General features: G+C 56.5%; 23 protein-coding genes, 1 tRNA gene and 2 pseudogenes. 7 read left to right on the plus strand and 19 right to left on the minus strand.

Annotated elements, in window-relative coordinates:
- Positions 1-30: 30 nt before the first annotated feature.
- The 6 genes from nrdE to BJ985_RS06145 all read right to left on the minus strand — a co-directional run bounded on the left by nrdE (position 31) and on the right by BJ985_RS06145 (position 5917).
- Positions 31-2193, minus strand: coding sequence for a class 1b ribonucleoside-diphosphate reductase subunit alpha (gene nrdE / locus BJ985_RS06120; RefSeq protein WP_179386929.1), 2163 nt, complete (start codon positions 2191-2193; stop codon positions 31-33).
- Between the two features lie 53 nt (positions 2194-2246).
- Positions 2247-2678, minus strand: coding sequence for a class Ib ribonucleoside-diphosphate reductase assembly flavoprotein NrdI (gene nrdI, locus BJ985_RS06125; RefSeq protein ID WP_005327333.1), 432 nt, complete (start codon positions 2676-2678; stop codon positions 2247-2249).
- 23 nt (positions 2679-2701) lie between these two features.
- Positions 2702-2941, minus strand: coding sequence for a glutaredoxin-like protein NrdH (gene nrdH, locus BJ985_RS06130; protein ID WP_179386930.1), 240 nt, complete (start codon positions 2939-2941; stop codon positions 2702-2704).
- A gap of 307 nt (positions 2942-3248) precedes the next feature.
- Positions 3249-4154 carry an alpha/beta fold hydrolase gene (locus tag BJ985_RS06135; protein ID WP_179386931.1) on the minus strand — a complete coding sequence of 302 codons (906 nt, stop codon included), beginning with the start codon at positions 4152-4154 and terminating at the stop codon, positions 3249-3251.
- A gap of 164 nt (positions 4155-4318) precedes the next feature.
- A complete protein-coding gene (ykgO, locus tag BJ985_RS06140; RefSeq protein ID WP_003847162.1) occupies positions 4319-4441 on the minus strand; it encodes a type B 50S ribosomal protein L36 in 123 nt (40 codons plus the stop codon).
- Positions 4442-4561: 120 nt separating this feature from the next.
- On the minus strand, positions 4562-5917 hold the full coding sequence (locus tag BJ985_RS06145; protein ID WP_005323927.1) for a sugar porter family MFS transporter: 1356 nt from the start codon (positions 5915-5917) through the stop codon (positions 4562-4564).
- Between the two features lie 27 nt (positions 5918-5944).
- Between BJ985_RS06145 and nadE the strand changes: the two genes are divergently transcribed.
- Positions 5945-6766, plus strand: a complete 822-nt coding sequence (gene nadE, locus BJ985_RS06150) for an NAD(+) synthase (protein WP_179386932.1) — start codon at positions 5945-5947, stop codon at positions 6764-6766.
- Here the strand turns inward: nadE and BJ985_RS06155 are convergent.
- Positions 6763-7488, minus strand: coding sequence for a fructosamine kinase family protein (locus tag BJ985_RS06155; RefSeq protein ID WP_179386933.1), 726 nt, complete (start codon positions 7486-7488; stop codon positions 6763-6765). The genes nadE and BJ985_RS06155 overlap by 4 nt on opposite strands.
- 30 nt (positions 7489-7518) lie before the next feature.
- Positions 7519-7893, minus strand: coding sequence for a DUF805 domain-containing protein (locus BJ985_RS06160; protein WP_236587109.1), 375 nt, complete (start codon positions 7891-7893; stop codon positions 7519-7521).
- Positions 7894-7973: 80 nt separating this feature from the next.
- Here BJ985_RS06160 and BJ985_RS06165 point away from each other — a divergent pair, with 80 nt between their 5' ends.
- Positions 7974-8882, plus strand: a complete 909-nt coding sequence (locus BJ985_RS06165) for an NAD(P)/FAD-dependent oxidoreductase (protein WP_179386935.1) — start codon at positions 7974-7976, stop codon at positions 8880-8882.
- 53 nt (positions 8883-8935) lie between these two features.
- On the opposite strand, the gene BJ985_RS06170 is transcribed toward BJ985_RS06165, so the two are convergent.
- From BJ985_RS06170 to pgm, 4 genes are all read right to left on the minus strand, one after another.
- Positions 8936-9008 (minus strand) — tRNA-Ala (locus BJ985_RS06170).
- A gap of 1031 nt (positions 9009-10039) precedes the next feature.
- Positions 10040-10798: a DsbA family protein gene (locus tag BJ985_RS06175; protein WP_179386936.1), complete on the minus strand. Its 759-nt coding sequence runs from the start codon at positions 10796-10798 to the stop codon at positions 10040-10042.
- Between the two features lie 54 nt (positions 10799-10852).
- Positions 10853-11317: a MauE/DoxX family redox-associated membrane protein gene (locus tag BJ985_RS06180; RefSeq protein ID WP_236587110.1), complete on the minus strand. Its 465-nt coding sequence runs from the start codon at positions 11315-11317 to the stop codon at positions 10853-10855.
- A gap of 16 nt (positions 11318-11333) precedes the next feature.
- Positions 11334-12950: a phosphoglucomutase (alpha-D-glucose-1,6-bisphosphate-dependent) gene (gene pgm, locus BJ985_RS06185; RefSeq protein ID WP_179386937.1), complete on the minus strand. Its 1617-nt coding sequence runs from the start codon at positions 12948-12950 to the stop codon at positions 11334-11336.
- 136 nt (positions 12951-13086) lie between these two features.
- Between pgm and BJ985_RS06190 the strand changes: the two genes are divergently transcribed.
- Genes BJ985_RS06190 through BJ985_RS06200 form a run of 3 tightly spaced genes read left to right on the plus strand, consistent with a single transcriptional unit; the run spans position 13087 to position 15177 of the window.
- Positions 13087-14508 carry an alanine/glycine:cation symporter family protein gene (locus BJ985_RS06190; RefSeq protein ID WP_179386938.1) on the plus strand — a complete coding sequence of 474 codons (1422 nt, stop codon included), beginning with the start codon at positions 13087-13089 and terminating at the stop codon, positions 14506-14508.
- Positions 14509-14518: 10 nt separating this feature from the next.
- Entirely contained in the window at positions 14519-14821 is a 303-nt protein-coding gene (locus BJ985_RS06195) for a fluoride efflux transporter family protein (protein ID WP_005327346.1), read from the plus strand.
- Positions 14818-15177, plus strand: a complete 360-nt coding sequence (locus tag BJ985_RS06200; RefSeq protein ID WP_005327348.1) for a fluoride efflux transporter FluC — start codon at positions 14818-14820, stop codon at positions 15175-15177. The genes BJ985_RS06195 and BJ985_RS06200 overlap by 4 nt, the downstream gene beginning before the upstream one ends.
- Positions 15178-15227: 50 nt before the next feature.
- Here the strand turns inward: BJ985_RS06200 and BJ985_RS06205 are convergent, their stop codons facing one another.
- From BJ985_RS06205 to BJ985_RS06215, 3 genes are all read right to left on the minus strand, one after another.
- Positions 15228-17771 carry an ABC transporter permease gene (locus BJ985_RS06205; protein WP_179386939.1) on the minus strand — a complete coding sequence of 848 codons (2544 nt, stop codon included), beginning with the start codon at positions 17769-17771 and terminating at the stop codon, positions 15228-15230.
- Positions 17772-18500, minus strand: coding sequence for an ABC transporter ATP-binding protein (locus BJ985_RS06210; RefSeq protein WP_005323898.1), 729 nt, complete (start codon positions 18498-18500; stop codon positions 17772-17774).
- Positions 18501-18884: 384 nt separating this feature from the next.
- On the minus strand, positions 18885-20135 hold the full coding sequence (locus tag BJ985_RS06215; RefSeq protein WP_179386940.1) for an MFS transporter: 1251 nt from the start codon (positions 20133-20135) through the stop codon (positions 18885-18887).
- A gap of 653 nt (positions 20136-20788) precedes the next feature.
- Here BJ985_RS06215 and BJ985_RS06220 point away from each other — a divergent pair.
- Positions 20789-21007 (plus strand): annotated as a pseudogene (locus BJ985_RS06220) (hypothetical protein).
- 127 nt (positions 21008-21134) lie between these two features.
- Here the strand turns inward: BJ985_RS06220 and BJ985_RS06225 are convergent.
- From BJ985_RS06225 to BJ985_RS06240, 4 genes and pseudogenes are all read right to left on the minus strand, one after another.
- Positions 21135-22327, minus strand: a protein-coding gene (locus BJ985_RS06225; RefSeq protein WP_100067808.1) for an IS3 family transposase whose coding sequence is annotated in 2 segments (ribosomal slippage) — positions 21135-22048 and positions 22048-22327 — 1194 coding nt in all. Because the reading frame shifts where the segments join, the coding sequence is not laid out codon by codon here.
- A 292-nt stretch (positions 22328-22619) separates the two neighbouring features.
- Positions 22620-22946 (minus strand): annotated as a pseudogene (locus BJ985_RS06230) (transposase); the annotation flags it as partial.
- Positions 22921-23442 carry a hypothetical protein gene (locus BJ985_RS06235; protein ID WP_236587112.1) on the minus strand — a complete coding sequence of 174 codons (522 nt, stop codon included), beginning with the start codon at positions 23440-23442 and terminating at the stop codon, positions 22921-22923. The pseudogene BJ985_RS06230 and the gene BJ985_RS06235, both read right to left, overlap by 26 nt.
- Positions 23443-23600: 158 nt before the next feature.
- Positions 23601-24128, minus strand: a complete 528-nt coding sequence (locus BJ985_RS06240; RefSeq protein WP_236587113.1) for an HNH endonuclease signature motif containing protein — start codon at positions 24126-24128, stop codon at positions 23601-23603.
- 76 nt (positions 24129-24204) lie between these two features.
- On the opposite strand from BJ985_RS06240, the gene BJ985_RS06245 reads away from it, so the two are divergent.
- Positions 24205-25421, plus strand: a protein-coding gene (locus BJ985_RS06245; protein WP_101679514.1) for an IS3 family transposase whose coding sequence is annotated in 2 segments (ribosomal slippage) — positions 24205-24466 and positions 24466-25421 — 1218 coding nt in all. Because the reading frame shifts where the segments join, the coding sequence is not laid out codon by codon here.
- The last annotated feature ends 7 nt before the right edge of the window (positions 25422-25428 follow it).

The raw sequence follows: 25428 nt of genomic DNA on the forward strand, positions 1-25428 counted from the left end.
CGACGTGCAGCGAGGCGCCCTACCTGCGGTTTAGAGCATGCAGGATACGCAGCCCTCGACCTCGGTGCCCTCCAGCGCCATCTGGCGCAGGCGGATGTAGTACAAGGTCTTAATGCCCTTGCGCCACGCATAAATCTGCGCGCGGTTGACATCGCGGGTGGTCGCGGTGTCCTTGAAGAAGAGCGTGAGCGATAGGCCCTGGTCCACATACTTGGTGGCTACGGCATAAGTATCGACGATTTTCTCGTAGCCGATTTCATAGGAGTCCTTGAAATACTCCAGGTTGTCATTATCCATGTGCGGCGCCGGGTAGTAGACGCGTCCGATTTTGCCTTCCTTGCGGATCTCAATCTTGGAGGCAATCGGGTGGATGGACGAGGTGGAGTTATTGATATAGGAAATCGAGCCCGTCGGCGGCACCGCCTGCAGGTTGCGGTTATACAGGCCGTACTTAGCCACTTCCTGCTTCAAGTCCTCCCAATCCTGGGCGGACGGGGTGTGGATCGAAGAGGCGTCGAAAAGCTCCTGCACCTTCTTGGTCTTCGGCTTGAACTCTTCCGGATCGTAGCGGTCGAAGAATTCGCCGGAAGCATACTCGGACTGCGGGAATTCCGTGAAGTACTCGCCGCGCTCGCGGGCAATCTTATTGGAGGCACGCAGCGCCGCATACAGCACGGCCGCGAAGTAGGCGTTGGTGAAGTCCAAGCCTTCTTCCGAGCCATACTCGATGTGCTCGCGGCCCAAGTAACCGTGCAGGTTCATCTGGCCTAAGCCGATGGCGTGGGACTCATCATTACCACGGCGCACGGACGGCACGGAGTCAATGGAGGTCTTATCCGCCACGGCGGTCAGGCCGCGGATGGCGGTTTCCACCGTATTGGCAAAGTCCGGCGAATCCATGGTCATCGCGATATTCAGGGAACCCAAGTTGCAGGAAATATCGCTGCCCAGCTCGTCATAGGTCAGGTCCGCGTTGAATTCGGATGCGGAGTTGACCTGCAGGATCTCCGAGCACAGGTTGGACATGTTGATCCACGAGGTCTTCACCGGGTTCGCGCGGTTTACGGTGTCCTCGAACATGATGTACGGGTAACCGGACTCGAACTGCAGCTCTGCCACGGTCTGGAAGAAGTGGCGGGCGTTGATCTTCTTCTTGCGGATGCGTGGGTCTTCCACCATCTCCTCATAGTGCTCGGTGACGGAGATGTCACCGAAGGCCTTGCCATAGACGCGCTCGACGTCATACGGCGAGAAGAGGTACATATCATCATTGCGCTTAGCCAGCTCAAAGGTGATATCCGGCACAACGATGCCCAGCGAGAGGGTCTTAATGCGGATCTTCTCATCCGCATTCTCGCGCTTAGTATCCAGGAAGTTCATGATGTCCGGGTGGTGCGCGTTGAGGTAAACCGCACCGGCACCCTGGCGGGCACCGAGCTGGTTGGCGTAGGAGAAGGAATCCTCCAGCAGCTTCATCACGGGGATGACGCCGGACGACTGGTTCTCAATGTGCTTAATTGGTGCACCGGACTCGCGGATATTAGACAGCAGGAGGGCCACGCCGCCGCCGCGCTTGGAAAGCTGCAGCGCGGAGTTGATGGAGCGACCGATGGACTCCATATTGTCCTCGATGCGCAGCAGGAAGCAGGAAACGAGCTCGCCGCGCTGGGCCTTGCCGGCGTTGAGGAAGGTCGGGGTAGCCGGCTGGAAGCGACCGGTCATGATCTCGTCTACGAGGTGCTCGGCCAAGCCTGCGTCGCCGTCTGCCAAGAACAGGGCGGTCATGGACACGCGGTCCTCAAAGCGCTCGAGGTAGCGGCGGCCATCAAAGGTCTTCAGCGTGTAGCTGGTGTAGTACTTATACGCGCCTAGGAAGGACTTGAAGCGGAACTTATAGGAATAAGCGCGCTTGAACAGCTCCTTAATAAAGGAGAAATCATACTGCTCGATGACCTGCGGGTCGTAGTACTTGTTATTAATCAGGTAATCGATCTTTTCTTCCAGATCATGGAAGTAGACCGTGTTTTGATTAACGTGCTGCAGGAAGAATTGGTTAGCGGCCTCGCGGTCTTTTTCAAACTGAATCTTGCCGTTAGCATCGTAGAGATTCAGCATCGCGTTCAGAGCGTGGTAATCCAACTGCTCCTCTGGCTTTACTGGCTCGGCGACGGTCTTCCCCAATTGCGTACTCACAGCTGACAAGGCCTTTCTAAAAATCAGGATCTTTATTTAAGTCGTGGTGGGCGCTAGGCCGCAGCCTCGAGCCCAAGCTCGGCGGCGTTAGCCAATAAACCTTCACGACAAATTTTTATATCGTCATCGTTTCCCAGCAACTCGAAACGATATACATAGGGCACTTTACATTTGGCGCTGATGACGTCACCAGCCTTGCCAAAGTCGGCACCAAAATTGCTATTGCCACCCGCGATCACCGCGCGAATGAAACTACGGTTGTGCTCATCGTTCAGGAACTTAATTACCTGTGTGGGCACCGGCCGAGAGTTCTGGTGGCTAATGGACGCACCCCCGCCGTAGGTGGGGCACACCAAAACATAAGGCTCGTTGACTTTGAGGGGCTCGTCCGTGCGGCGCAACGGGATGCGCGCACTAGGAAAGCCCAGTTTCTGCACGAACCGGTGCGTATTTTCCGTCGCGGAGGAAAAATACACGACCAACATCGCTACTGGCCTCCCCTACTCCCCTAAGCGGATGCGGTCAGGGAAGCCAAGCCCTTGATACGGTCAGGGCGGAAACCGGACCAGTGCTCGCCATTAGCCTCAACTACCGGGGCCTGAACGTAGCCCAGTGCCATGACGTAGTCACGGGCTTCATCATCAACAGAAATATCGACCAAGTTGTAATCGAGACCGGCGCGGTCGAGGGCCTTCTTGGTGGCATTGCACTGGACGCATGCTGGCTTGGTGTAAACGGTGATAGACATATAGATCCTTAAAGCTCCTGCATTGAAAAATTCGTCAGAGCGGGGAGCGTTTTCCCGCCTAAACGGGCGCTTCCTGCGCCGCTCTGAGCAACATCAACGACACTATACTTTGGGGGAAATACCCGCAACTAACACAATATGTAGTAGTTACAGCCGTGGTATTCCCAGGATGGCACACCCCCGGACCCCACATGTTGACCACACCTACGGACAGCCATGAAACTACACCAATGGGATTCCTGCAGGTTTACCTGGAGTTCACCATTTTGTGTGCCAAAGTTCACATTTAAGGGGCCGGCGGCCCGCTCTAGGCCCCGCTTATCGGCGCCCCCTCAGAGACGCAGGTCGACGGGTCCGGACCCTCCCCCGGGGCGCGCTTCAGGCCAAAAATGACCTGACTCAACACCGTCTGGTTGGTCGGCAGCTTGTCGTGCCGAGGAGCCACGCCGCAGACCTCGCCCAGGTCGAGGTTGACCACATCGGCGCCGTCGCCAAGCGCCAGCTGCGAAGAACTATTCGGAGTCACCGTCGTATCCCCCGGCGAGTAAATGGAGGTATAAAGCACGCCTGGCGCGGTATCTGGCAGCGCATTGAGCCGTTGCATAAACTCCGACCCCACTACTTGCTGGATGCCGGCCGTACTTGCCAGGAAAGCAGCGAGGTGCGGTGCGAAGGCAATGATTTTAGAGAGCGCCTCCCCCTGCCCGTTAAGCGTGGTGCCGTGGAAGTTGCCGCCCAGCGCCACCGCATGGGAGACGTGGTCGGCCCCATCGTGCATCTGGGTATAGGTCTTGATGTGCATACCGCCTTGGGAATGGCCCACCAAGTTCACCTTGTCCGAGCCAGTGATCTCGCGGACATAGTCCACCTGATCCGCAATTTCCGCGGCCGAATCATCCAGGTCCGCGATGGCTTTGACGCTTGGAATCATATTCTGCAAGGTGACATCATCGGCGCCATAGTCAAAGGCCCACACGCACGCCCCCTGGTCCTGCAGAAGGTGGACCAAGTTTCCCCAGACGGAAGCATTATTCGAGGTTCCATGCAGCAACACAACGGGCTCAGTGATGTCCCCTGAAGGCACGCAGGACGGGTCATTGATACCAAGGGACTCCGGCGCAGAGGATTCCCACTGTGGCTCTGCAGCATGCGCCACTGGGGCGGACAATCCGAGGGCGGCGGCAGTGAGCGCGGCAACGATTCGCTGGGACATAATTCTTCTTTCTCACGGCATGGATAGACAAATTAATTATATTCATACATTTGTCTTTATGTTCACTTGGATTTAAAAGAATTTATCCTTTGTGCCGGAGCTCACGCATAAAAAAATCCGCCCCACTCCGGAAGCCGGAGGGAGCGGATGGAATCGCGTCTCAATTAGCCCTGACGAGCCTTGAAACGGGGATCCTTCTTGTTGATCACGAAGACCTTACCGTGGCGGCGAATAACCTGGGCGCCCGGCTTCTTCTTCAGCGACCGAAGGGACTTACGGACCTTCATCGGGCGCTCCTTTCGTTATGCGCAATCTACATGCGGTTGAATAAGTAAAGCACGGACTGGGAATCCCCAGCCATGACACGAGGAAAAATGTTACCTCACACGGCCGTCAATACCAAAACACTAAGGCTTCACGGGTGCGGACTCGCGCTCGTAGCGCGACTTCATTTCCTCGCCTACCTCATCCAGGCTACGTCCCATAGTCTCTGGAACCAAAACCTTGGTGTAGCCGATGGCGATGAGGCCGAAGACTCCGAAGACGATAAACGCCACCGGGCCGGTCAGCCACTCCACTAGCGGCAGGAAGTACTGCGCCACGGCCCAGTTGGTGGCCCATAGCGAGAGCCCCGCAATGCCCATGCCTAGGCCGCGCACCTGCAGTGGCACCAGCTCGGAAATGAGCAGCCACGTCGTAGGCGACACTGCAGCCTGCTGGAAGGCGATAAACAGCGCCATGAATACCAACGAGACCATGGCCATAGCGGTGGAGTCCTGCGCATGAGAATAGGCAAAGGAGAGGATAAACAGCGAGACCACGTTGCCGGTCAGGCCGATCAGCAACAATCGCTTTCGCCCAATGCGGTCCACGACCTTGAGCCCCACCCAGCAGGCCAACACGGATACCGTGCCGATAACGATGGAGGTATAAACCGAGTTGGCCGTGGAAATCCCCACCTGGTTCATCATGGTCGGCGCGAAGTACACGATGGCGTTGACGCCGGTAATCTGCTGCGTCAAGCCCATCAGCATGGCAAGCAGCACCGTAATCTGCATCCACCGATTGGCCTTCAGCGCCTTCCATTCGGATCCGCTGGATTTTCGCGCGGTCTCCTGCGAGGTCAGCTCCGAGATATCCATCCCGGCGCGCCCGGCGATCTCCTGGGCGCGGGGCATTTTCCCGTTAGTGGCCAGCCATACCGGCGTCTCTGGCAGGAAAGCCATTCCGAGCGCCAGCGCCAGGCCCGGCACTGCGGCTAGGCCCAGCATCCACTCCCAACTGCCGGTAGAGGCCAGCGCGGAGTTGACCAGGTAGGCCATCAACTGCCCCACCACAATCGCGAGGGTGTTGAGCGAGACCATACGCCCGCGCACCTTGGCGGGCACGATCTCCGCGATGTACATGGGGGACACGATGGAGACCGCACCCACGGCAAAGCCCAAAAAGGTGCGCGCCGTTGCCAGCATTCCCACCGATCCGGAAAGCGCACACCAGATGGAACCCAGCACGAAAATGATGCCGCCTGCAATCAGCGTGAAGCGGCGCCCATACCTATCGGCGATGCGCCCGGCCGTCAGCGCCCCTACGGCAGCACCCACGAGCAGCATCGAGGTCACCCAGCCCTCTTGGTGCGCGCTCATGTCGAATGCGGGGCTAATAAAAAGCAAGGCACCGGACATCACGCCGGTGTCGTATCCAAATAGCAGCCCACCCAGGGCCGCTATGCCAGCTACTACCTTGACATAAACTTCCTTATTCACAGCACAATATTGTGTCAGGCGGCTACCATGAACGTCATGTCGAATGATGCCGAAAACCTGCAGCAAACCATCATAAAAGCCCTGGGTGTGCGCCCCTTTATCGATCCAGAAGCGGAAGTGCAGCGCCGCGTGGACTTCCTGGTTGATTACCTGCGCACCACCGGCGCTAAAGGCTACGTGCTGGGTATTTCCGGCGGCCAGGATTCCACCTTGGCGGGCAAGCTCGCGCAGCTGGCGGTGGAGCGCGTCGACGGCGCGGAGTTTTGGGCCGTGCGCCTGCCCCACGGCGTGCAGGCCGATGAGGACGATGCCCAGATTGCCCTGGATTTCATCCAGCCCGATCACCGCCCCACCGTCGATATCAAGCCGGCCACCTTGGCCCTCGACGAACAGGTGGCGGATGCGCTGCAGCTTGCCGACGTCACCGATTTCAACCGTGGCAATACCAAAGCCCGCCTGCGTATGACCGCCCAATACGCCATCGCCGGCGAGGTCGGCGCGCTAGTCATCGGCACCGACCATGCGGCGGAAAACGTCACCGCCTTCTTTACCAAGTGGGGCGATGGCGCGGCGGATCTCCTCCCCTTGGCCGGCCTCAATAAGCGCCAAGGCGCCGCCCTCCTAGAGCACCTTGGTGCCCCGCGCTCTACCTGGGAGAAGGTTCCCACCGCGGACTTGGAGGACGATAAGCCCCAGCTTCCCGACGAAGAAGCCCTCGGTGTCACCTACGCCCACATCGATGACTACCTAGAGGGCAAGGCGGTTCCCGACGCCGCCCGCGAACGCATCGAAACCTTATGGCACCGCGGCGCCCACAAGCGCATCATGCCGCAGGGACCGAACCTTTAGGCCAGCGCCTCCAAGGTCGCGGCCGCCGCGCGCTCCAGCGGCCGGTTATAGCTGGCGCCGTGCGTCAGCGCATGCACCGCCAACGGATGCAGCTGGTGCATGGGAATCCACTTTTCGATGTCCTTCGGCGCACCATAGCCCCGGAAAATCTCCTCAAGGTACGGTGCCCCGAAAAGTGCCAACATCCCCAAATCCGTATGCGGGTGCCCACCATGGGCGGCGGGGTCAATCATGATGCCGCCATCCGCGCCAAAAAGCAGGTTGCCCGCCCATAGATCGCCGTGGATGCGCGCCGGTGCCACATCCCAACTGCGCGCGGCGATGGCATCGCAGGCACGCCTTACCAAGTCCAACTGCGCTGCACTAATCCCCGCCAGTTCCGCGAAGGGCAGCACTCGCTGTTCAACATAAAACTCGCCCCAATTATCCGTCGGGATGCAGTCTTGCTCGATGCTGCCGATGAAGTTCTTGCCTTCCCACCCGGTAGGAGGCGCGCCAAAGGCTTCGGCTCCCGCGCGGTGCATGCGCGCCAGCTCCGCACCAAATGTACGCGCCGCCTCCGGTGTGGGCATGACCTCGTCCACGCGCTCGGTAACTATTTCTAGCCCGTCGGCGCTCACGACGTTGACCACCGCGTCGGTGGCCTCCCCGAGCCACCGCAATCCGGCAGCCTCTGCACCTGCTTGATCTCTGTCGCGTACTCGCTTTGAAAAAGTCTGCATGCCGCCCAGCCTAATCAGGCAAAGAAATTTTTAAAGCGCCGCATGCTCGCGCGTGGGCAGGGCCATCATAAAGAGCAACGCGATTCCACCAAACACGGGAATGAACCCAATCAGGCATAGCAGCCCCGTCCGCCCAGAATCATGCAGCCGCCGGCACATCAAAGAAACGACTGGAATCACAAGTACCGCCTCGGCAATAGTCTCAATATCCACGCCAAAGTGCCGATCGATAATGCCGATTGCCACAGAAATCAGCACGAGGAAACCAAAGACCCACCAAAACTCACTCATGGACGCCCGGCCACGGAAGTTGAAGTATTTTACAAAGAACCTGCCTACCGCCTGTACAGGTGACGCCCCATAGATCGCTTCGCGTGTAAAGAACCCTGTGGAATCATCAGCCATTCTGCGCGCGAGCCCCTTCGATGTTGACTGCATATACTCGGCTGCGCACCATGCTACCCACTTCCCATAAAGGAGGAGCAATGTACTCGGACGTCATCATCATCGGCGGCGGCTTTGCCGGCACCGCTGCGGCCATCACCTTGGCCCGCGCTAACCGAAATATTCAGTTAATCGATTCCGGCGCTCCCCGCAATCGCTTCAGTGAACATGCCCACGGCATCCTTGGCCTCGATGGCGCGGCTCCCGCCGAATTGCTTCAGCGCGGCCACGCGGAGGTGGGGAAATTCGGCGGAATCATTACCCAGGGCTCGGTGGAGAAACTCACCCGTGTTTCCGAGCACGGGCCTTGGCAGGTAGAATTTGCCAGCGGCGAGGTCCTCGAGTCCCGCCACGTTCTCGTCGCTACGGGACTCACGGACAAGCTCCCTGCAGTCCCCGGCCTCAGCGATTTGTGGGGCACTAGGGTCTTTCACTGCCCTTACTGCCATGGCTACGAAGTCACCGGAAAGAAGGTTGCACTCGTTGGCGGCGCAAATCCGCCTTTTACCATCCGCATCAGCAAACTGCTATCCAAGTGGACGGACACGCTGACTTTCTTCCCCAACGGCCTTGAGCTCACCGATCTTGATCGCACTCAACTCGCCGGATTGGGCGTAAAAGTAGTCGATGCAAAGGTGACACAGGTCCAAGCAGATGAAGCGACTCCAACCGGTGTAAAGGTGCACAGTTCTGCTGGAGAAGACACCTACGAAGCATGCTTTACTGGGCCCGATTTTCTGCCCAATGACGCACTGCTGCGGGATGCCGGCTGCGAATCAGCCAACGGGTGGGTCAGCGTAGAGCGTGGCCAGACCTCGGTATCGCGCCTGTGGGCCGCGGGCAATGTGGTCAGCTCGCCGGACCAAGTCTCGCAAGCGATGGGCAGCGGTGCGGCCGTCGGCATCGCCATCGATCAGCGCATGCTCGACGAGGACCTAGCGGAGCTCTAGCCCACCGCAACAAGGAAAAAGGAGAGGAACTAATGTTCCTCTCCTTTATATTGTGGAGCTAACGGGATTCGAACCCGTGACCCCCACACTGCCAGTGTGGTGCGCTACCAGCTGCGCCATAGCCCCTCACTCAGAGAACTCTACCTCGAAAGCTACTCCGAACCAAATCCGGATTAAGTAGCAGGAAGGGATGACGAAAATCCTCCGAGACTTAACCCGCATCCCCGCCCGCTACTTAGCCCATACCATGTTCTCATTTTGACTGAGCGCTTTAGGTTCAGAGATAGCCCATTCTATCCCCACTCGATGGCTCGGCAACTGAGATATTTAGGTCTGCGTGAAGCTGAACCGTCCATACTGAGATTAACTCAGTAGAGCCAAACTTCTCAGCCACAGATTCCAACCACTCAGCGGAATCGCCCTCGCAGGCGGCGATCGCGCCACACTGGAGCGGGTCTAAGCAATTCTTTCGCAGCACAGAAATCGAACATCTTTATTCATGCTAGCCCGTGCAAGCATAAACGTGGCAAATTACAAAAATCTTAGTGGAACTGTCGGAAAGTCAACGGCGCCGAATGACGGTATTGCAATCTGGAAGACAACTTTCGAAAGATGAATCGGAAACCTAACCGATTATAATTCTAAACCGTTGACATCACCCTCCCCTATGAATAGGGTTTTAAATGTCTTTGCAGTTCAATTCTGAAAGGAAACGTTACTTATATGCGTCGAGCAATTGTCACAGCCGTAGTCGCAGGCCTACTCTGCGCCGGTCCCGCAAACGCAGAAATCGGCCGCTGCGTACAACATGGACCGTTCTCCTCTGCAGGAGAGTGTTTGCAGGCCAAGAAGCAGGAAATGAAAAAGCATCAAACAACCCCCTGCGAAATAGGAAACGGAGCTTGGTACTTTAACTCGTTCTAAAGGTCGAGAGACCCCACATGAGCTAATCAACACCTTTAGCGTTGCTAGCTTTCACACTTTGAGACCAGGGATAGAAGTTCCGTCCCTGGTCTCAGCAGTCTACAGTTGCTAAACATAGCTAGACAGAAGGGGATGGGAACGGAATATATCAAGATTCCGTTCCCATCCCCTTCTGCTCTCAAGTTCCTATTTAGAAGTTCCCAAAAAGGAACCTAACTGCGAAGACCATAAACTCACTTTAGAGCAACATCGACCCACTCAAAGATATTTTCTTGAGAAATATCTTTCCCGTCTTGCAAAACTCGCGGTGACGAAACCGTTCCCGTTTGTTCCTTTAAAGTTTTGTCATTAGAACGACCAATCCCATTTCCGTCCTCTTTAGAAACTTGTTCAACCGCTTTTACCACGGAACTATCGGCACCTAAACGTTTAGCTGCATCAGCAAAGTCTCCAATCTCCCACTTTTCGTAAACATTACTTTGATTCTGCATCAAATATTTCCGCAGAGCCCAATAGGTTTCTACGTCCCCCTGCTCGGCAATAGCCTTTACGACTCCTGCCGATTTTGTTGAATGCGAATCCAACATTATCGATTCATCGCGGAGGTAGTCCTCCATTTTTTGGTTTCCAAGATCCAGAAAATTGAGGGTATGAATATTCACAATTAACCGACCAGATTCAATCTCCTGTTTCATCCTCTCATCAGTTTTCTCGGCCAACTCAGCACAATGAGGACAAGAATAGTCCTCATATAGGTCGACTTCCGCCGCATTGTCGACTGGGTGTGACGACTTTAGGGTAATAACGCCTTCGGAGTAAGAAATCCCCATCTCCGTAGCTTCTCTATTGACATCTCCCACTCGGTTTGAATCTGACTGCTTCCCATTCCACACGATGTAGCCGATAACAACGGCAATGATGACGAGGAGCACGCCGACTCCCCAAATAAATCCGTTGCCACCCTTGGCGTTCGGGTCAGTAACTTTGCTCATTTGAACCTTGCCTTTAAAAATCTTCGGACCAATTCAGCCTACCTTGCCCACCGTTTAGGGGTAAAGGGCAAACTTGGTGAAGGGGCGCTTGATGGTCCATAGGGTCAGGAATAGATATGCGGCGTCGCGCAGCAGCGTCTTCGCATAATCCATTCCTCGGTCAGGATTTTGGGCGTCATAGCCAAAGCAGCCGCAGTCAATATCCAGTCCACGGGCCCAAGCTTGTGCGATGCCCACCATAAAAAGCAGCAACACGACGGTGGCCACGATGGAGGACTTTCGCAAAAACAGCCCGAGCAGCAAGAGCACGCCACCAATAACCTCCAGTGGGCCAATGACCGTTGCGAGGTAAAGAGCCCAATCAGGCGTAAAAATGTCATAGCCCTTAATGGCCTGGGTCATGTCTAGGGTCTTGCCAAGCTTATGCACGCCGGCGTCAATCCACACCCAGGCCATGCCAAAGCGGGCAATGAAGCTGATGACATCAAGCACCAGCTTCCCATTAATCTTGTTACTCACGAGGATGAGTGTAGCGTTAAACCCCTAATACATGGGAAACAACTGCCTGTGCTTCTGCTTGCACCTGCTTGAGATGTTCCTCACCCAAGAAAGATTCGGCATAGATTTTGTACTTATCTTCAGTGCCGGAAGGACGCGCGGCGAACCAGGCATTTTCCGTCGCCACCTTCAACCCGCCAATCGCCGCACCGTTGCCGGGTGCCTCCGTCAGCTTGGCCACAATGTCCTCGCCCGCCAGCTCCGTGGCGGAAACTTTTTCAGGAGACAGCTTCTTAAGAATGGCCTTCTGCTCGCGGTTAGCGGGGGCGTCGGTACGAGCATAGGCTGGGGCGCCGAATTTCTCCGCCAGTTCTGCATAACGCTGGGAGGGAGTCTTGCCGGTGACGGCGGTAATCTCCGCGGCGAGCAGATCCATAATGATGCCATCCTTATCGGTGGACCATACGGAGCCATCGAAGCGCAGGAAGGATGCACCGGCGGACTCCTCGCCACCGAACCCAATGGCGCCTTCGACCAACCCCGGCACAAACCACTTAAAGCCGACGGGCACTTCCACCAATTCGCGGTCCAGGCTTTTCACCACGCGATCGATCATGGAGGAGGACACCAAAGTCTTGCCCACACCGGCGCTCCCCCACTGCGGGCGGTGGCTAAAGAGGTACTCGATAGCCACGGCAAGGTAGTGATTGGGGTTCATCAGGCCGGCATCGGGAGTGACAATGCCATGGCGGTCCGCATCGGCGTCGTTGCCGGTGGCAAGGTCGAAGTTAGAGCGGGCGTCGATAAGCGAGGCCATAGCATCCGACGAAGAACAATCCATGCGGATCTTGCCGTCCGTATCTAAGGTCATAAAGCGGAAAGTGGAATCCACCTCCGGATTCACCACGGTCATGTTGAGCTCATAATGATCCGCGATGGCCTGCCAATAATCCACGGAAGCGCCACCCATGGGATCGGCACCGATGCGCAGGCCGGAATCTTTAATGGCCTGCATATCCACCACGTTCTTCAGGTCAGCCACGTAGTTGTGCACGTAGTCGTGCTTCACGCAGCGCTCGTCCAGCACGCCCGCGACAGACGTCCGCTTCACACCCTCCAGCCCAGCGCGCAGGTACTCGTTCGCGCGTCCTGCAATCCAATCCGTGGCCTGCGCGTCGGCCGGTCCACCGGTAGGCGGGTTGTACTTAAAGCCGCCATCGCGGGGAGGATTATGGGACGGGGTAATCACGATGCCATCGGTGCCGGGGTGAGTCAGGATAGCGTGGGAGACCGCTGGGGTCGGCGTGTAGCGGCCGCGATCATCGACGCGAACCTCCACCCTATTGGCCAGCAGCACCTCAAGGGCGGAGACCATGGCAGGCTCGGACAGCGCGTGGGTATCTCGGCCGATGAAAATCGCCCCAGCAACGCCTTGTTCCGCGCGGTAATCCACAATGGCCTGGGTAATCGCTAGGATATGAGCCTCATTAAAGGCGCAATCGAGCGCTGAGCCGCGGTGGCCGGAAGTACCGAAGGACACCTGCTGATCCGGGTCCTCCGCATCTGGGGTGCGGGTGTAGTAGGCGGTGACCAATTCTGCGATATCAATAAGATCCGTGGGCTGTGCCAGCGTGCCGGCGCGCTTGTGGGCCATGGCGTGCTCCTTGAAGGGTTGGGGTGGTATGCAATTCCAGCTTGCCCGCTCTCCCGTGGTTGCGCAGGACGAATATTCCCCCGGCTGGGGGTATAGGCAAATTTACTCCATTTCTATAGTTCGCTAGATTTGCAGAATGGACTCGCTTAATTCCATCCTCTCCGCCATCAGCACCGTGGTGTGGGGACCATTCATCCTCATTCCCCTCCTACTGGGCACCGGCTTATGGCTGACCATTCGTTTGGGAGGACTCCAATTCCGAGCGCTGGGCCGCGCGACGCGTCACGTCTTTGCCGCAGACTCTGACGATGAGTCCACCGAGGGTGATATTTCCAATTATCAGGCGCTGACCACCGCCCTTGCCGCCACCGTAGGCGTGGGAAATATCGTGGGCGTGGCCACCGCACTGTCCATTGGCGGCCCTGGCGCACTGGTATGGATTTGGATTACCGGCCTCGTGGGCATGGCGTCCAAGTACACCGAGGCCTACCTGGGCGTGCGTTTTCGCACCACGGATTCCAAGGGCGAAATGTCCGGCGGGCCACAGCAATACCTGAAGCGTGGCATCCCCGGACCACTCGGATCGGTGCTCGCAGTATTCTTTGCCATCTTTGCAATTTGCGCCTCCTTTGGCATCGGCAACCTCGCCCAAGCCAATGCTGTGGCCACCAATATGGAATCAACCTTCGGTATCGCCCCGGCGGCCACTGGAGCGCTCCTCTTCGTCTTGGTGGGATCCGTGCTCCTCGGCGGAATCCAGGCCATCGGGCGCATTACCGCCGCCTTCGTCCCGTTGATGATCATCGTCTACGTCCTGGGCGGGCTCTATGTAATCTTCTCGCATGCCGCGGAGATCCCCGCCGCCTTTGCGATGATTTTCAGCGATGCCTTCACCGGCACCGCCGCGGGTGGCGGGTTCGTGGGCTCCACCATCATGATGGCCATCCAATACGGTGTTGCCCGCGGCATCTTCTCCAATGAATCCGGCATGGGTTCCGCCGCCATCGCCGCCGCGGCTGCCAAGACCCCGCACCCGGCGCGCCAGGGGTTGGTATCGATGACCCAGACCTTCATTGACACCATCATCGTGGTCACCATCACCGGCTTGGTCATTGTGGTGGGCGGTACCTGGGATATGGGCCGCGACGAGGCTGGAATCATGACGGCCGAGGCCTTTTCTCGCGTACTCCCAGGTGACTGGGGTGGCACCATCGTTTCGCTCTCCATTATCTTCTTCGCCTTTTCCACCATCATGGCCTGGGCGTATTACGGCGAGCGTTCCTTGGAGTCCCTTTGCGGCCGCAAGGCTTCTATCCCCTACCGCATGTTTTTCGCGTGCCTGCTCTTTGTCGGCTCCGTCTCGGAGCTCGAGCTCGCTTGGACCTTCTCCGACCTAGCTAATGGCCTCATCGCCATCCCGAACCTCATTGGCCTGCTCCTGCTCTCCGGCCTCGTGGCCCGCGAAACCAAGGCCTACCTAGCCTTTGACCCCAAGCTCAATAAGCCAGTGGATGAGGTGCGCGCGTTCGTAAAGTCCCAGGGGATGGACTGGAAGTAACATAGGCCGCATGCCTCAGTTCCTCGTCGTGGGTGCTGGCGCTGCGCTCGGCGCGGTAGCCAGGTACCTCCTCTCCGCCGCGCTCGGCGGCGGCATGCTCCCGCTGCTCGTCATCAATATCCTCGGCAGTGCCCTCATGGGCTACTTCCGCCCCGGCCCCTTTTGGGGCACCGGCGTGCTCGGCGGTTTCACCAGCTTCGCCACCTTCGCTTTCCTGACCTCCGAGGCCCATTGGACCGTGGCCCTGGCCTATGTCCTTGCCACCATCATCGGCTGCGTGGGCGGCTACCTGGCAGGTGACAAGCTGCGATGAATCTTCTCTGCGTCCTTCTCGGCGGCTTCATCGGCGGCAGCCTGCGCTATGGCTTTACCCGGCTTATCCCCGCCCCCTACTGCACCTTCGTGGCGAATATTTTGGGTTCCCTAGCCCTTGGCCTGGCCTATGGTTTCACCCAGCTTGCCGACGTCCCCCTTCTCCACCCCTTCCTCGCCCTCGGCCTCGCCGGTGGCCTATCTACCTGGTCCACATTGGCGAAGGAACTGGGCGAGATGACCAAACGCAAGCAGTGGTGGCGACTGTGTAAGTACCTCTTCTGGACCATTGGCCTCGGCATCGTTCTAGCCTGGCGCGGCACCATCTGGGCGGCCCGCATTTATCACGGCATATAAGCAAAATGGTCTCATTCTCCGCGCGAAGAATGAGACCATTAGCTGTATACCTAGTCTGCGATTGCCTCCAATGGCGGCGTCTTTGCCGCGCGGTTCGACGGCCAGACGGCCGCGATAATGCCGACGATGGCCGAGCCTACGAGCATAATGAGCACCATCGCCCACGGAATCTGCGCGGAATCCAATCCCTCATCACCGAGGATCTTGATAAAGGACCAGCCCAAGCCGAGACCAATGAGGATGCCCATCACCGCGCCAAAGAGCGCGATCTGCACGGACTCCAGGGTAATCATCGTGCGGATCTGGCGGCGTTGCGTGCCCACGGCCCGCAACATACCGATCTCCTGGCGGCGCTCGATTACGCCCAAGGTCAAGGTATTGACAATGCCCAGCACCGCAATGATGACGGCAAGGGCGAGCAGACCATAAAGGATGGAAAGCATCTGGTCGATGAAGCCGGCCGCTTGGCCCGCATACTCCTCACCGGAATTGACCTGAACCACGACCAAATCCTTGACCGAATCCTCTAGGTTGTGGCGCAGCTCTTCCTTGTCATAGCCTTCCTGGCCCAAGACGCCCACCATTTGGACGGTAAAGGACTTCTCGGGAGCGACCTTTTCAGCCACGTCTTGCGAGAGCACCATATTCTGGACCACATCGGTGGGCTTAAAGGTACCGACCAGCTTGGCCTCGGCCTTCTTGTCCTTTTCCGCAGAAGTAACCTTGTAGGTCTCTCCTACCTTCCAGCCGTGTTCCTTGGCAAAGTCTTCGGTAGCAATGAAGCCCTTCTCCAAGTTGGCATCGCCCTCGACCATGTCGAGCGCAATCATCGACGACGGATCTCCATCCGCAGTCATCGTTTGTTGGAATTCTGGACCATAATCCATCGATGCCTGACCATCGACGGCTACCGGAGCCATACCGACGGTAATCACCTTATCGACGCCCTCGGCCTCCGCCGCGCGCTTACCCGTATCCTTCGGCGTCGGGAATTCACCGGAGCTAGGACCGGAAAGCAGGTAATCAGAAGTGATGTTCTGCTCCACGGTATCGGCCACAGAAGACTTCATAGTTGCGCCAAGCATGCCAATGGCGGTCACTAGGGCCACGCCCAAGGTCAGCGCAAATGCGGTGGCTGCCGTACGGCGCGGATTGCGACGCGAGTTGGTCGCCGCCAGTGAACCAATAGCGCCAAACGGTGCCCCGATTGCCTTGCCCACCGTCGGCACCAAAGGCAGCGACAAAGCAGGGCCGGCCAGGAAGAATCCCACGATGACGCCGAATGCGCCGAAGCCGACGAGGATGGCGCGAACGTTCGTCTCGGCGTCGGAAAGCACGCCTGCCAACGCCGCAACAATGCCCACCAGCAAGATAATGGCACCGAAAATCGTGCGTACCTTCAGGGAGTTTCCGGAAGCAGATTCGGTAGTGCGCATTGCCTCCACCGGCTGCACCCGGCCCGCGCGCCGTGCCGGAGCCCACGCGGATACAACCGTCACGATAGTGCCCAAAATGATTGGAACTACGATGGCCGAAACGCTCAGGCCCAAGCCGCCATCGAGCGGCATTCCCTGCGCGCTCATTACTGCCTTAATGATTGCGACCAAACCCATACCGGCAACCACGCCGACAATGGACCCCAGAACACCAACAATGGCGGACTCCACCACCACCGAGTTTGTGATCTGGCGACGGGAAGCACCCAGCGCACGTAAGAGAGCGAACTCCTTGGTGCGCTGCGCGACAATCATCGAGAAAGTATTAGCAATGATGAAGGTGCCCACCAACAGCGCAATCAGGCCGAAGGCGATGAGGAAGTAATTGATGAACTTCAAGGCAGAGGACATCATCTCCGAGGTCTCCTCAGCCAGGCGCTCACCCGACTCCGCTTCGACTTCATACTTCTCATTCAGGTGATCCACCAAGGCATTCGCATCCACTCCATCGGCTGCCGAGACCTTGAGCTGGCTCGGCTCACCGTAGCGCTCCAGGTAATCCTTTTCAGCCATGCTGAGAACGATGCTCTCGCCCTGGTCGACCGCAGGCTCCGAGATGCCAGAAACGGTAACCGTATCCTGCTCATCGGGGTGAACCACAGTCAGCTTCTGACCCACGGAAATGTCGTACTTGTCGGCCGCGGAAGAGTTGATGAGGACCTCTTCCTTACCGCTAGGCTCCTCGCCCTCCTTCAGCTCATCGGCGCCACCAACGACCTTGTCTTCCGGGTAGAACGGGACAACACTGGCCGTGCCGCCCTGGGTTTGATAGGCCTCCGAGTTCTCATCGGCCACGACAACGGTCTCCGAATCCGCGATATTGATGTTCTTGACATCCTTATCGTCAGCCAACTTCTGGCGCAGTTTGTCATCCAGTTTCGCGCCATTGTCGTCCTTTTGGCTCACCACTGCATCCACGCCGCGGAACTGATTGTCCACGGCGGAGTCAAACGTAGACTTTAGCGAATTGGTGAACATGAACGAGCCGGCGATAAACGCGGTGCCCAAAACCACCGCGAGAATCGTCAGCCCAAGGCGCAATTTATGCGCCACAATATTACGCAGAGACACTCTGCGCATTGCGTTTCCGCGTGCCATTTAGCCCTCAATCTCCGCCATTACCTGGTGAATGGCCTCCATCGTCGGATTGTGCAACTCATTCACAAGCTTGCCGTCAGCAAGGAAAACCACCCGGTCCGCATACGAGGCGGCCTTGGCATCGTGTGTCACGATGACCACTGTTTGGTCGTCCTTATCCACCGCGGTTCGCAAAATGTCGAGCACCTCGGCCGAAGAATTCGAATCCAGGTTGCCCGTTGGCTCATCGCCGAAGATGATTTCCGGCCGAGAAACCAATGCACGAGCACAGGCCACGCGCTGCTGCTGTCCACCAGACAATTCAGCTGGGCGGTGTTCCAGGCGCTCTGCTAGGCCGAGGCGGCTAGTGACCTCCTCAAACCACTGCTTATCGACGCCCTTACCCGCAATATCCGTAGGCAGCGTAATGTTTTCCGCCGCAGTCAGCGTGGGCACAAGGTTAAAGGACTGGAAAATAAAGCCCAGCCGGTCACGACGCAAGGCCGTAATGTTTTTGTCATTGAGCGCCGACATATCGGTATCACCGATAAATGCTGATCCGGAGGTCGCTGAATCGAGACCAGCCATGGTGTGCATCAGCGTCGACTTACCGGAACCCGATGGGCCCATGATCGCCGTGAATTCGTTCTTGCCGAATTCAATGGATACATGATCAAGAGCGACGACAGCTGTGTCATCGCTTCCGTATTGCTTAAACAAGTCAACGGCGCGAGCCGCAGCATCATTCATGAGACAAATTCTCCTTGTAAATGGGAAATTACCTATTTAAGTCTAGCGACCGTGGCCTCCGGCCAACATCATCCCTGAGGAGGAAAACGGCACACTAAGGCATGGCGCGATCGTTCGCTCACCTGAGCTTGAAGTTACCCTCGTTTCCACCTCGACCGGGGTTCGGTATCCCAAGCTTTGGTGGAACCTAGTCTCGTTTCACCCTGATACTGTCAGGTTAAACTACACTGACCCGTCCAATTTGAACAAAGAAGATTTGTTTTACATCTTGATGATGCCTGAACACGGGGTCGTCGATACGCAAGTAATCATGGCTAGACAAATTCAATGAGGCCTAAGTTCGCGCAAAGCCGATGGCACGCCTGCGGTGCTTCCTTCCCTTCATCACCCAGAAACAGCATCTTCAGCCATATCTGCTGTACGCGGCGAACGCGCCGCAGGCAAGGACGATGCAGCAGCTGCGACTACCAACGCAGCTGCCAAGGCAACCGCCGCAACACCAGGATGAGCAGAAAGTGCCGCGAAAAGAATCATTCCAAGCGGGGTACCTGCGGTAAAGACGAGCTGATCCTTTGTGGCGAACTGGTGCACCATACCATCATCTCCCAAAGACTGCCCGAGAGAATCCCACGCAATACCTGACGCTGTCATTAGCAAGGACGCGGCAGCACCAACTGCTGCGATGAGCACGAAGGCAGGGGTGAATGCCAAAGCCAGGATCTGTCCAGCCAGAAGTATCAACATTAACATTTGCAAGGTGCTAAAACGCACCCGATCTAATGCCTTCAGAATTGTTGCGGCTGAGCCAAGCAGCGAGCCAATCGCAAGAGCAGTTGCCATAAACCCCCAGGACTTTTCGTCGAAGGTATTCATAATCCACGTAGGGCCTGCACTTCCCAGGAAGCCATTGACAACTGCCGCGACCAACCAAGTACCGAGTCCCACCCTTACCCAGCTAGGGAGCATTGGAGTAGAAGGAGTTTTATTCTGAGTCGAAGACCCTGCGCTTTCTGGTTCTGATTCAGCAGATACGCCATTGGAGCTTTCAACTGCTGGTTCTCTACGCACTGAGAGAAACGGAAGAACAAAGAACATGGCCACTAGGAAAGTGGCGCCGTCGATAAGCAATACCGTGTTAAATCCCAAGGTGAGCACTGCCGCTGTACCGATGAGGGGGCCAGCGATAAACAGCACATCACCGAGCATCGACAGGGATCCATTGACACGGGTGCGCTGCTCACCGGAAAACAGCTGGGACAAAAGGCTAAACCTTGCTGGCCCAAAGAATGATGAGGCACAACCGTACGCACCACTTGAGAACGCGAACGCAGCGATGGAATCGCCGCGAGTAACCACCCACGCTACAAGTCCCCACTGCGCCAACATCCGAACGACATCGCTACCCAGCATCCAGGTCACTGGCCGGTGAGGGGGTGGCAGCTTTCGGACTACTAAAGAACTAACGAAGCGGCCCGCCCACAATGAGATAAGCACCACCGTCAAGCCGCGGCCCGACGAATCTACACGGTGTGCCTGAAGCGCAAAAGCGATGGGAATGAGGCCGTCACCCAACCCGGAAACGACAGCAGCTGCGAAGACGAGCGAAAACGTAGATTTAAAAGAAAGTCTATTCATCAGAGCAACTCTGTATCATCCATAACCGGTGTAAATAAAAGGGCCCGACCCCGGAAAGTGGACACGTCGGGGGTCGGGCCCGTACTACTCAAGGCTCGATTACAGGCAATCGAGACAGCAATTCGAAGCGTCTCCATTAACGATTCTCCTCAAAATAGACGAGGTGGGGAGTCGACCCACCTCGTCTATCAAATACTCGGGTTAGTGGCCGACGTCCTGGCGAGGACTGAATGCACCCTCTACATCCTCAACCTCGACATCGAAATCCAATTTTCGAGACTCTTTCAACTCAACCCCTTTCTCTCAACAAGGAAAAATCAAACAAAGATAGACCAATCCTTAAACGTCCCATCCCCATCTGGTGATGTACATAACATACCCCATTCTCACGAGCTGTGTCTCACATTTGGTTCTTATATTTCTAAACCTTTCTATCAATTGACCCGTTCCGGCCTTCCTCCAGGAACAAATGGTCAAGCTAAAACCAAACCCTGTCTAAGTTCACTACGTATTTGACACCCTGTTCCCTCGAAGACTGTCCTGATACTTGACAGGTGAGTCGGGACAACCTTGACCCTTAGCCCACCCTTGCCGTGTCAGGAGAGGATGCCCTCGTTTAGTGGACACCTGAAGTGTCCCAGGCTTTATTCCGTTTGAGTAGATGGGAAAATCTGGAATATGCCGAGAAAGTTTGACCCGGATGCCAAGGACCGTGTGGTCCGTCTCGTGGAAGATCGCATCTTGGCGGAAAATATGTCGATGCAGGCCGCGTGCCAGGCAGTAGCCCCAAAGTTGGGGTTTCATGGCACACGGCTCGTCAATGGACTTTGGCAGGCCCGCCGTTCGGGAAACACTCTAGAACCTGTACCTGAAGATTTGGCCGCCGAAAACGCGAGGCTACGCCGTGAAAATCACCAGCTACGCGATATTAATGAGCTGCTGAAGGCTGCCTCGGCTTTTTGGGCCTGACCCCCGGAAAGTGGACACGTCGGGGGTTAGCTATGCTGCTCTAGTCAGTGTAGCTGAATTCTCGGCTTCAAAGACGTCAGGAGCTGAAAGATTGCACCAGGAGTGCCGTCGGCGTGTGTTGTAGCGCATGCACCACCGGAAGACTTCTTGGCGGCAGGAGATCGGATTGTCAAAGACTTTCCTGTCACGCAAGATTTCCCGCTTGAGCGTGGCGTTAAACGATTCTGCTAGGGCGTTATCAGCACTCGTTCCTACCGCTCCCATAGACTGGCGCACACCCAACGACGAGCAATAGTTCCTAAAGGCTTGTGAGGTGTACACGCTGCCGTGATCAGAATGGAAAATTGCCCCTTTAAGGCTTCCGCGGACTTTCCTGGCATGGGACAAAGCTTCGATAACCAGTGATACCCGCATGTGATCGGCGAGTGCATGTCCGACAAGTTTGCGCGAGTAGACGTCGATGACCGTGGCCAGGTACATGTTCTTGCCGCCCTTACACGGCAGGTACGTAATGTCGCCTACATAGACGTGGTTTGGCCTGTCAGCTGTGAATCTGCGGCCTACTAGATCTGGCATGACGCGGTGACCAGGCTTACGCCTGGTAGTGACGCATCGGCGGCGTTTGGTAAAGCCTTTAAGTCCCATGGATTTCATGATTCGTGCGACTTTCTTGTGATTTATCGGGCCAAAGCTCGTATCGGCTTTAAGGCTTGCAGCGATGCGTTTAGCACCATAAAGCCCGTATTCATCATCGAAGATGGTCTTGATTCTTGCACCAATAAGAGCATCCGAACACGTCTTTAACCTGCGTTCTTCGCGGGTTTGCACCCATTTGTAGAACGAGGAGCGATTGAGCTTTAACACCTGGCACATCCGCTTAACCGAGAATTCGGTTCGGTGGTCATAGACAAACTGGAAGCGGATCACCAGTGAGTCTCTTCGGCAAAATATTTCGCGGCCTTGCGCAGGATGTCACGTTCTTCGCGCAGCTTTGCGTTCTCTTTTTCTAACTGGCGGATCCGTTCGGAATCATTCGCTGCTTGGACCTTGTCGCGCATGCTTTTTGTGCGGGCACGTTTGCCGGTGCCGTACTTCTTGATCCAAGAATGCAGCGAGGCACGGTTGATACCGAGCTCTGCTGATGCTGAGTTCAGTGAGAGGTCCTCATTGTTTTCGTAGAGGGCCACGGCATCGCGTTTGAACTGTTCGGAGTACCTGGACATGGTGGTAGATTACCTTTCTTCCAGCCCGACTGGGCTGGATATCAGGTGTCCACCAAACAGGGGTCAGGTCCTTTCGCGTCGGAACCAGGCCCAAAACGTTAAGAAATGACCCGGTTCATCGATGAACACCGGAGTAGTTTCTCCGTCGAGCCCATCGGAAAGACGTTGAAAAATGACCGGGCTGGTGGGTTTATCACCTCGCGTGGTTATCGCCTGTTCAAGGCCCGTGGACTAAGTGCTCGTCGCTGGGGTTGCCCGCAAATCGTGGACACGTAGTGGAGTTGCTTAGTGGTTAGGCAGCTATTTCTTTTCTGCTGGTGGTTAGACCAATGCGGTTCTCAAAGTCGACGGGGCTTATCATCCCGATGGACGAGTGGCGACGGCGCCGGTTGTAGACAATGTCAATCCAGCGAGCCACCGCCTTTCGGGCTTCGTCGCTGATTCGCCATTTCTTGCGATCGTAAAATTCGGTTTTCAATGTCGACCAGAACGACTCGGCCATCGCATTGTCAAAGCAGACACCAGTACGGCCGACCGATTGTGCAATTCCTAGTTCTTGACAGACCCGCCACAGCTGTTCGCTGATGAACTGGCTACCACGATCGGCGTGGAAGACCACGCTTCGCGTACTCCCACGCGGCCCCATACTCACCGATTTCTTCTAAGGCTTTAGCTGTCTCTTCGAAATAAACCGCGTAACCTCCCTCGGACAAGTGCGCACCTATGATTGCGGCGACGTTCTGGTCTAAAACCGCAAAGCGCTCTTCCATATACTTGCGGTGGAAAGAATCTGCGCTTTCCGCCCAGGCGCACACCCGAGCCAGTCCGTCTTCCCCGAGGACCGTTGAATAAGCAACAGGGTCAAGCTCGAAATAATCAACCTCGTTGCTCTCATGGAAATCAATGAACCACTCGGCCAGCTCCATTGGCGCGGGCTTGGCTCGCTGTGCGGTCTTAGCGTGCAGCTCGATGAGCTCTTCAACAACCTCACTTAGCACGCGAAGTGAGTCATCCGCGTTGGCAATCACCCCTACTGCAATCTCCAGCGCTTCTTGCACAATCGAGAAAACTTCAGCTGGATCCTCCGAAGGGTCCTCCACGGCAAAATCAAGCATGCCAATTCCATCTTGCATTTTCAGTGCGCGTCTAGCTGCCCGATCCTCACCGAGAAAGGATCGGGTCCTACTCCGAAAAGAAGGCAGGATGATGTCAGGCAGTGAGCTCATCAGTTCAGCCTCTTCGGTACGCTATCAACCCACTTTAACGGCGTCCCCTACCCTTTAGCGGCCTTCCTTTTTGTTCTTTCTTGCTGTTGTGTGAGGTATTGTGCCCAGGTGTGGTTCCAGTGTGTTTGGTGTGTGGCTAGTGGTCCGGTGGGGTGGTCTAGTTGGTAGGTGCCATCGTGGTGGAGCCAGGCGATGGTGCCGGTAATCGGGTCGAGGATGTAATGGATTCTGCGGTCGGTTTTGATGTTGTGGTGGTGTTGGCAGAGGTTTACTAAATTGTCTGGGCTGGTTGGCCCGCCGAGGTGGTATTCGATGCGGTGGTCGAGTTGGCACCGGGTGGCGGGGACGGTACAGCCGGGCCAGCGGCAGGTAGCGTCTCTGCCTTGGGTGTAGGCGCGGATGTCGGTGGTGGGGGTGTACGAGTCTGCCTCGTCGGCTAAGAGTCGGCGGATGAAGGTGTTGTCTGTGGGGGCATGGTTGAGGTTTATCCATCCGGCACCGGGGTGGAAGACGAGGTTGGCTTTCTCGTTTGTGGTGAAGGTGTTGATGGCAACACTGGTGTGGGTGTCTTCCAAGATGAGGTCGATGAGTTGAGGTTACCCTCGTTTAGTGGACACCCTATTTGTGCGGATCTTGTGTCCGTAGGAGAGGATGTTCATTGTGAGTCAACAGCGCAAGAAGTACACGCCGGAGTACCGGCGTGAAGCCGCGAACCTTGTAATCGAGTCAGAGCGCCCGATCGCTCATGTGGCTAAGGAGATTGGCGTCTCCGCCGGGCTTTTAGGCCGGTGGGTCAAACTCGAGCGTGAACGCCGAGGGGCCTCGGATGGGATGAGTGAGGCTGATCTTCGTGCTGAGAATGCTCGTCTGCGCCGTGAGTTGGCGGAAGCCAAGATGGATAATGAGTTCTTGTCAAAAGCGACAGCCTTCTTCGCCGCGAAGCAACGCGAGCAGAAAAGTTCGAATTGATGCAGCAGGAGAAGGCAAACTACAGCATCAAACGCATGGCACGGCTATTAAAAGTGTCTCGGTCTGGATACTACAAATGGGCTGATACGCAGCAGAAGCGACTATCTGGCGAAAATGATCGTGCTGCATTTTACGATGGCGTTGACCGAAAGATTCATCAGATTTGGAAAGACTCCGATGAGGTTTATGGTGCTCCGCGGATCACCGCAGAACTTACCGAGCGCTACCAGATCACCCTGAATCGCAAGACTGTGGCTAAGCGGATGCGCATGATGGGCATTGAAGGGATTTCACCGCGTGCCTTTGTCCCGGTGACAACGATTCAATCCAAGCGTAAGTCAGCTCTTCCTGACCTGGTCAAGCGCATGTTTGATACTGGTGAGCTCAACCGAGTGTGGATGTCGGATATTACCTACCTACGCACCAGCGAGGGATGGTTGTACTTGTGTGCGGTCCGCGACGGCCATTCCCGCAGGGTGCTGGGATGGGCAATGGATAGCGTTCAAGATACATGCCTGGTCGAACGGGCCCTGCGGATGGCACATACACTGCGCGGTGACGTTCCTAATGGGCTGGTGTTCCACGCTGACCGCGGAACGCAATTTACCAGCGAGAAGCTCTGGGAAGTCTGCCATAACCTGGGCATTGCTCAGTCTGTGGGGCGTACTGGTGTGTGCTTTGATAACGCGATGGCTGAGTCGTTCTGGTCGACGCTTAAAACCGAGTTCTACGACCGTAAGCGTTGGCCTACCCGCGATGCTGCGCGCAAGGCCGTTGCCTACTGGATGGAAGTCGTTTACAACCGTCGGCGCCGGCACTCTGCACTAGGGATGGTCAGCCCCGTCGACTTCGAAAACCACATTGGTCTAACCACCAGTAGAAAAGAAATAGCTGCCTAAGCACTAG

This window comes from Corynebacterium tuberculostearicum (assembly GCF_013408445.1).
Taxonomy (GTDB): Bacteria; Actinomycetota; Actinomycetes; order Mycobacteriales; family Mycobacteriaceae; genus Corynebacterium; species Corynebacterium tuberculostearicum.